At 36.9% G+C, this 3,225-nt stretch carries 5 protein-coding genes and 1 pseudogene; 5 read left to right on the forward strand and 1 reads right to left on the reverse strand.

Features of this window, described 5'->3' with window-relative positions:
• From ACJAT7_RS18685 to ACJAT7_RS18700, 4 genes and pseudogenes are all read left to right on the forward strand, one after another.
• Positions 1-261, forward strand: a pseudogene (locus tag ACJAT7_RS18685) (hypothetical protein); the annotation flags it as partial.
• Positions 262-551: 290 nt separating this feature from the next.
• Positions 552-1,127, forward strand: a complete 576-nt coding sequence (locus ACJAT7_RS18690; protein ID WP_415228294.1) for an inovirus-type Gp2 protein — start codon at positions 552-554, stop codon at positions 1,125-1,127.
• 69 nt (positions 1,128-1,196) lie between these two features.
• On the forward strand, positions 1,197-1,439 hold the full coding sequence (locus ACJAT7_RS18695; RefSeq protein WP_415228295.1) for a hypothetical protein: 243 nt from the start codon (positions 1,197-1,199) through the stop codon (positions 1,437-1,439).
• A gap of 17 nt (positions 1,440-1,456) precedes the next feature.
• Positions 1,457-2,071, forward strand: a complete 615-nt coding sequence (locus ACJAT7_RS18700) for a hypothetical protein (RefSeq protein ID WP_415228296.1) — start codon at positions 1,457-1,459, stop codon at positions 2,069-2,071.
• A 79-nt stretch (positions 2,072-2,150) separates the two neighbouring features.
• On the opposite strand, the gene ACJAT7_RS18705 is transcribed toward ACJAT7_RS18700, so the two are convergent.
• Complete coding sequence (locus ACJAT7_RS18705) at positions 2,151-2,384, reverse strand: ATP-binding protein (RefSeq protein WP_415228297.1); 234 nt, start codon at positions 2,382-2,384, stop codon at positions 2,151-2,153.
• Positions 2,385-2,967: 583 nt separating this feature from the next.
• On the opposite strand from ACJAT7_RS18705, the gene ACJAT7_RS18710 reads away from it, so the two are divergent.
• Positions 2,968-3,225, forward strand: a 258-nt coding sequence (locus ACJAT7_RS18710; protein WP_415228298.1) for a hypothetical protein, incomplete at its 3' end; no start/stop codon positions are given.

A 3,225-nucleotide genomic window follows, 5' to 3' on the forward strand; every position in this document is an offset into this window, starting at 1 on the left:
TGGTTAATCCATTCAGAACAAGGTGAATATAACGGTAAAAAACAAGCCTTATATTGGCTTGATGAACGCCACTTTTTTTGTGATTGGGAGCAAAAAAAAGACGCAAGAGCAACCGCAACCGCCCGAGAGCAGTACAAAGACCGGTCATACTCCGGTAGTAAAAGTGTGGTTATGCGCCTACAAATAGTAGAGCAAGAAAAAGCCGAACCTGATAAAGCAGATAAACAGCGCATAGAAAGTAAAAAGCCCACAGAGTGTTAACAAAGTAGGCTTTCGTTTGAACTGGCTGGTGGATGAAGTTTAGCGGCTAAACCACCAGCCAATAACTAGAGTATAACTGAGAAATTAAGTTAGTGGATACACACCTGTTATGATACGTAGATATTAAGTTGTTCTTTATTGGTCACTATTCGTAGGTTTTTTACCCTGAAAATAATCACTATTTAAATTACATCCTTTTATATATACGGATACAACAGGTATGTATTCGCTAACGTTTGGCTAGGTAATTATTAATATCCTTCCCTTAATCTCTTAGTTATTAAATCAATATGCCTTATATAACTAAAGACAAAGCAATTACAGTAAATGGCAATACTTGGCGGGTGAATTCTCGAGGAAGTGGGTTAATTGCGCACTCTATAAAAGCAATGATTAACCAAGTTGAGGCTATGTTAAGCCATCATAGCAAAATACTTATAATACGATTTGACCTTAGAGTTATTGAGTACACCGAAAATAATAAAATTATGACGGTTTTTAATCGCAGATTACATAAATGGCTAAAACGTAAATACAATTTAAACCGTGTTGGTTTTATGTGGTGTAGAGAGTTAGAGACTGCCAAGAAACAACATTATCATTATGCGCTAGTGATTGACGGTCACAAGGTGAATTACCCTTATGAGGTAACAAACAAAGTAAAAGAGGTATGGAGGCAATTAGACGGCTCGGAGTTCTTCCCTGACAATTGCTTTTACAATGTTAAAAGAAATGATTATGAGACGATACAAGATGCTATCTGGCGTATATCTTACTTGGCTAAAGCTAGAGGCAAAGGATACAAGCCAGATCAAACAAAAAACTATGGTACAAGTCGCATAGAACCTAAAAATCAACCTAGTTAAAACCTGTTTTTCGTACAAAAGGAAAGTGAAATAGTATAAATTTATCATTACATTGAGGTGAGTTTACATATGACTACAACGAATAAAGAAGCTAGCAGCAAATACATGAGTGGCGATATTAGGCATTTAGTAAATAGAGCCATTCAATATGAATTAGCCAATTTACCAGCAACACTCGTAGAAATTAAATATCCTGTTCAAAAGCTAAACTTCTTAACTAAACTTATGCTTTTTGTTTGTGCCCCAATTAAACAGGTAGGCGTGAGCACCGTTCGTGGAGAAACAGATGAAGTTGACATGTTTTCGATATAGTTTCGGAGTAAAAAATAATGCCTAAAGGCCACCACTATGGCAGAACGCAAAAGAGGGCGTACACCGGTGAGTATCATCGCATCCATGCCAATATATTTAAATCACTACTCACAAAGCCACTAGGCAGCTATTTGCTCAACTCTGACTACCTTAGTGATGAACATCGAAAACTGGCCTTAACAGAAAATGAAAATGGCGTTCGATATATAACATTTAACATAAACGAAAAACCCCACCAAATTGGCCTCAAGCTCGATAACAGCAGCGCAAGTAATAAACTATACATAACCTGCCCATACTGCCAAAAACAACGACAGCAACTATACGCCATTAAATACGCTTATGGTTGTAGACAGTGTATTGGCTTATGCTACGCCAGCCAAAGTGAGCGACCAAAAGAAAGACTTATGAGGCGCATTAGAAAACTCAGAAAAGAATTATGGGGTGATGATTGGCCTGCAGTTAACAACATGTTTGAACAAGTTGCATATTGGCCTAAACCTAAATGGATGCGTTGGAAAAAATTTGAGCAAAAACGAAATAAGATAAATGAGTTAGAAAAGCAATATTGGCCTATGGCAATTGCTCAAATGAAAACAACTTTTGGTGATCAATTTACGGAATATCTTTAGCAGGTCGTAACATGAAACGACTTGAACAAGTCAAACATAATCAGGAATATCAGACGTCGACTACCTTGGCCGGTCGGCGTCAATCAACTTGGCCCGTTTTTCGATTTAATTTCACAGCTTGTTTTTTTCGATAACTGTCTCCTTCTATTTTATAAATATCTGCGTGATGAACCAGTCTATCTATTGCTGCCACTGTCATCATGTTGTCGCCAAAGATACTGTTACACACCCGCAACTTCAGAAATCTTTTTGTTTCCTCAGTAACCAACTTCAGTTCATAATATTTTAATATTAAATAAATTGAAGGGAACATATCAGTTAGTTTATTTTATAAAATTTGTGAGGCCGCTCTGAGCGATCACCGGACGCTCAGCCTCAGGCATTGAAGTTCCCATATCAAAAACAACGGTACTCTGTAACCCGAATAAAAAAAATGACGAATTCGTCAAATTATTGCCTCCACAAAGTAGAGAATTGCCTCAGATAAGTCTGTTTGAATAAACAAACAAAAGCAATATTTAGAACTGCTTTGCACAACAGTGGAAGGCGCTTGTTTTGAATTCTGAATTATGTAAAAACAGTTGATTAATAGACGAAACATAGCCGATTTTCGCTTCCTTAAGAATATAAAATAGATGTCAATATGGAAAATATGAGGCATCATGTATGTTGATTTTAGGAAAAATAACGTTTTATTTTACCTATACTTCCTATACTTAGTTTAATGATAAGTTGGGATTTTAGCGACTGAACTACCCAGATCAAAATCTTGAAAGGAGTTTATCGTCAGCATTTTAAACTGCGGCAAATATCAGCGGATCTTCACCGGCGCTAACATTCGGGTTTATTACGATGGGTGTCTCGTTAATTCATGGACAGTAAGTGCCTTTGCTTGCATGTTCTTTCAAGACCCCTCATTACTGCATTTTCAAACACGTCTTGAGCAAAAACATCAACGGAACAACCTGAGGAACATTTTTAAGGTTGACAATATTGGCAGTAATAATCAATTACGTGATGTGCTTGATAAAATACCCAGTGAAGCGTTATCACCTATATTTAAAGACTTTCATGAAAAACTAAGACGACACAAGCATTTAGAAGATTACGCTATTTTGCCCAACGTGTTGATGTGCACGATTGATGGTACCCAA

Source organism: Psychromonas sp. (assembly GCF_047632995.1).
GTDB lineage: Bacteria > Pseudomonadota > Gammaproteobacteria > Enterobacterales > Psychromonadaceae > Psychromonas.